At 72.4% G+C, this 4,371-nt stretch carries 5 protein-coding genes and 1 riboswitch; of the genes, 2 read left to right on the forward strand and 3 right to left on the reverse strand.

Translation table 11 applies throughout. The annotated features are described in order from the left end of the window. The 3 genes from ACVNF4_RS33050 to ACVNF4_RS33060 form a co-directional block, all read right to left on the reverse strand. Positions 1-237: cobalamin biosynthesis protein (locus ACVNF4_RS33050; RefSeq protein ID WP_461806565.1), on the reverse strand; the 237-nt coding region annotated here is incomplete at its 3' end. A gap of 104 nt (positions 238-341) precedes the next feature. After that, positions 342-481: riboswitch (cobalamin riboswitch) on the reverse strand. 124 nt (positions 482-605) lie between these two features. Further along, entirely contained in the window at positions 606-827 is a 222-nt protein-coding gene (locus ACVNF4_RS33055) for a hypothetical protein (protein WP_055723602.1), read from the reverse strand. 20 nt (positions 828-847) lie between these two features. Continuing rightward, on the reverse strand, positions 848-2,044 hold the full coding sequence (locus ACVNF4_RS33060) for an inorganic phosphate transporter (protein ID WP_461806566.1): 1,197 nt from the start codon (positions 2,042-2,044) through the stop codon (positions 848-850). Between the two features lie 139 nt (positions 2,045-2,183). Between ACVNF4_RS33060 and ACVNF4_RS33065 the strand changes: the two genes are divergently transcribed. Together ACVNF4_RS33065 and ACVNF4_RS33070 are read left to right on the forward strand one after the other, a co-directional pair. Beyond that, positions 2,184-2,858 (forward strand): class II aldolase/adducin family protein, encoded by a 675-nt coding sequence (locus ACVNF4_RS33065; RefSeq protein WP_461806567.1) that lies wholly within the window; start codon positions 2,184-2,186, stop codon positions 2,856-2,858. A gap of 52 nt (positions 2,859-2,910) precedes the next feature. Then, the gene (locus tag ACVNF4_RS33070; protein ID WP_461806568.1) at positions 2,911-4,068 is read left to right on the forward strand and encodes an alpha/beta hydrolase; all 1,158 of its coding nucleotides are present in this window, start codon (positions 2,911-2,913) and stop codon (positions 4,066-4,068) included. The last annotated feature ends 303 nt before the right edge of the window (positions 4,069-4,371 follow it).

Raw genomic sequence — 4,371 nt, forward strand, 5'->3', positions numbered from 1 at the left:
GGCGGGGGAGCGGCGTACGGACGACGACAGGGCGGCGCCCAGGGCGATCGTGCCGCCCGCGCAGACGGCCGTGTGCAGGGCGCCCCAGCCGCGGTGGTCGTGCCACAGGACGCGTTCCACCGACATCGCGGCACGGCCGAACGCGGCGACCGGATGCGCGCGGCGGGGGTCGCCGAGGAGCAGGTCACCGAGGAGGCCGGCGGCGGCGCCGTACGCGTAGAGGCGATCGGCACCCATCGGCTCAGCCGGCCGTGGGGAAGCGCAGTGGCCGGGGGCGGCGGTATCTCAGGCGGCGGCCGAGCATCGCGTTATGTCCTCACTCAGGGTGTCCACGCCCTGGTTCGACGAGACCGGCGGTGGGAGTTCCTGGCTCCCGGGGATGACTACCCCGGTCACAGTGGCGGGACCGCGCCGGATTCGCACCGACTTCCTCCTGAGCCGCCGTACATGGCCCTGGCAGTCCACCACGGGCCTCAAACAGCCGTCAACTCACCGTTGACCTGCGAGAGCGGAGTGTGCAGAACCCCACACCACTGTCATGCCGGGCCGCACACGAAACCCCGCACGGCGTGCCGCGCGGGGTTTCTGCAAGCGGTTGCCGCCGGTCAGGCGACGATCAGGCTGATGCCGTACGCCACGGCCCCCAGGCACGCCGCGAAACAGGCGTACGCGCCGGTGACCGCGAGAGCGGCCGAGCCGCCGTCGGCCTGGGCGCGCTCGTGGCGGGAGAGGCCCATCACGCCGAGGGTGAAGAGGGTCACGAGGCCCACGGTGACCACGAGGCTGACACCGAAGACGGAGCCGAGAGCGGACCAGTCGATCTTCATGGTTGCGGTGTCCTTCGAGGTCAGACGGTCGCGGCCGGGGGAGCGGCCGGGTCGGTGGTGGCGGTGGGGGCGACGGGGGAGGGGATGACGACCTTGAGCTCGTCCGCCTCCGTGCCGTCCGTGTCGTTGACGTTGCTGTGGTCGACGACCTCGCGCCGCGAGATCTTCCAGATCGCCGCGCTGGAGGCGATGAGGAAGACGGCGACGGCGGCCGTGCCCCAGTCGCCCAGGCCGGTGACCGACTCGGCGAGCGCGCCGACGAGGGCTGCGGCCGGGAGCGTCAGACCCCACGCGACGAACATCCGGGTGGCCGTCGACCAGCGCACCACCCCGCCCTTGCGGCCGAGGCCCGCGCCCATCACGGAGCCGGAGACGGCGTGCGTGGTGGAGAGGGAGAAGCCCAGGTGGGAGGAGGCGAGGATGACCGTCGCGGCGGACGTCTGGGCGGCGAAGCCCTGCTGCGGCTGGAGGTCGGTGAGGCCCTTGCCCATCGTGCGGATGATGCGCCAGCCGCCCAGGTACGTGCCGAGCGCGATCGCGAGGCCCGCGGAGAGGATGACCCAGGTGGGCGGGTCGGACTTGGGTGCCAGGGAACCGCCCGCGACCAGCGCCAGCGTGATGATGCCCATCGTCTTCTGCGCGTCGTTCGTGCCGTGCGCGAGGGAGACGAGGCCGGCCGAGGCGATCTGCCCGAACCGGTAACCCTTCTCGGCGGCCTTTCCTTCGGCCTTCTTGCTGAGCGTGTACGAGAGCCTGGTCGCCAGCATCGCGGCGACACCGGCGACGATCGGGGCGGCGACCGCCGGGAGCAGCACCTTCGTCACCAGCACGTCGCCGTGCACCGCGCCGGTGCCGGCCGAGGCCAGCGTGGCGCCGATCAGGCCGCCCATCAGGGCGTGCGAGGAGCTGGAGGGCAGGCCCACCAGCCAGGTCAGCAGGTTCCAGAGGATCGCGCCGACCAGGGCGGCGAAGATGACCTCCGGTCGTATACCGCTTTCGTCGACGAGTCCCTTGGAGATCGTGTTCGCGACCTCCACGGAGAGAAACGCCCCCACAAGGTTGAGCGCGGCGGACATGGCCACCGCCACCTTGGGCCTCAGTGCGCCGGTCGAGATGGTCGTGGCCATCGCGTTGGCGGTGTCGTGGAAACCGTTCGTGAAATCGAACGCGAGAGCGGTTACCACCACTATCGCGAGGATCAGCGAGAAGTTTTCCATTTACCCAGGCAATCGTTCGAAGTAATCGGCTGGTTGAAGGTAAGTAACCTGGATGAACGGAAGGTGAACTGGGCAGGGCGTCGCGATGTCGCTACGGGCATGGCTCCCCCTCTTCCGCCGCCCCTGGCAGGATCCCCGTATGGCTGAGCAGAGGCGCCCGCGTCCCGAAGAGGCCGCGGCATGGGAGTCATTGGTCGCGACAGCACGCCGTACGGTCACGGACGGACTCGTGGTGGGCACATCCGGAAACGTGTCGGTCCGCGTCGCCGAGGTGGTCCTCGTCACACCGACGGGCGTGCCGTACGACCGCCTCGGGCCGGACGACGTCACAGGCGTCGACCTCGACGGCCGCCAGGTCCTCGGCACCCTGAGACCGACCAGCGAACTCCCCATGCACCTCACCGTCCACCGCGCCTTCCCCGCCGCCCGCGCCGTCGTCCACACCCACTCCGTCCACGCCACCGCCGTCTCCACCCTCGTCCCCGAACTCCCCCCGATCCACTACATGACCGGCGCCTTCGGCGGCCCCGTCCGCGTCGCCCCCTACGCGACCTACGGCACCGACGAACTCGCCGCGAACATCCGCACGGCCCTCCAGGACCGCACCGCCTGCCTGATCCAGAACCACGGCACCCTCGCCCACGCCCCCACCCTGGAGCGTGCCTTCACCGACTCCGCCCAACTCGAATGGATGTCCCACCTCTGGCTGATCGCCTCCTCCGTCCCCGGCCGCACCCCGAACCTCCTCGACCCGGAGCAGATCAGGGAGGCGGGGGAGAAGCTGAGCCGGTACGGGCAGGGGGGAACGGCCTGACGCCTCGGGGCGTCCACTGGCCGCCCCCGCCCCCCGCCCGGACACTGGACGAGTGCGCCCAGTCAAAGTGACGGCCGTCGCCGTCTCCGCAGTAGTGGCCGCCGGGGCGGCGAGTGTCGCCGTGGGCCGGATGGTGAGCGACACGGCGTTGAAGGGGCCGCCGGGACGTCCCCTGCCGACGGAGCCGAAGCTCACGGTGCACGGCACGGCGGCGGGACAGGTCACGCTCACGCGGGATCTCGCCTCGCTGAGGCCCGGTACGTACGGCCTCACCGGTGCCGGGGTGCACGCGGTGGTCGGTCCGGTGCTGCCCAACGCCCCGCACGACGCCGACACCGTCGTCCGCCGCCTGGAACGCGTCTCGTACGGCGCGCTCGACGCGGGGACGGCCGTCCGCCTCACCCCGGACCTGCATGTCGGTGATCCGGCGACGGCGCTGGGGCTCTCCCACACGGACGTCGGGATTCCCGGCGAACTCGGTGTGCTGCCCGCCTGGTTCGTGCCCGGGGCGCGGCGGACCTGGGTGATCGCGGTGCACGGCCTCGGCGCGGGACGCACGCACGTGCTGAACGTGCTCGGGTTCCTGCACCGCCGCCGCTTCCCCGTCCTGGTCCCCGCCTACCGGGGCGACGAGAACGCCCCGCGCCCGCCGGACGGCCTCAACCACCTCGGGACGACCGAGTGGCGGGACGTGGACGCGGCGATGCGGTACGCCCTCGGGCACGGTGCCGACCGCGTGATCCTGCTCGGCTGGTCGACCGGTGCGGCGATGGCCCTGCGCGCGGCCACCCGCTCCGGCCTGGCCGACCGCGTCAGCGGCCTGGTCCTGGACTCCCCGGCGCTGGACTGGCGCACGACCGTCCGCTCCCTCGCCGCAGCCCGCCACACCCCCGGCGCCCTGCTCCCCCTGGCCGTCCGCGCGGCCCTCGGCCGCCTCAGCGCGGGCGAGAACGCGGGCGGAAACGCGGGCGAATTCGCGGGCGAACAACCCCTGGACCCCGCCCCCACCCTGCCCCCCGTCCCCACCCTGATCGTGCACGGCCCCGACGACACCGTCGCCCCCTGGGACCTCTCGCGCCGCCTCGCCGCGAGCGCCCCCACCCGCGCGACCCTCCACGAGGTCCGCGGCGCCCCGCACGGCGCGATGTGGAACACCGACCCGGCGGCCTACGAAGAGGTGCTGCGACGGTTCCTGACGCCGTTGATGTGAACCACGCGAGTGTGAGACCCGGCACACCCCACCGCCGGTAGCGGGGATTCCGCTTCGGCTCGTCCCTGTCCGGAACACCCCCTCCGCCCCCTCCCCGGACCCCGTCCCTTGGCCAGTCCCGTAGCCGCCCGTGACATTCCGTTTGGGTTTTCGGACCGTCAACCGGAAGACTGCACCCGTGACGTCCCGTATCCCGCGCGACTCCAGGCTTCGACTCGTCCGCCCGCGACCCCTGGCCGCCGCCCCCTCAGCTGTGAACCAGCGGCGCCCGCGCCGCGCCGCGCCGCGCCCCCCGGAGGGCAC

It is taken from the genome of Streptomyces sp. S6, from assembly GCF_054880855.1.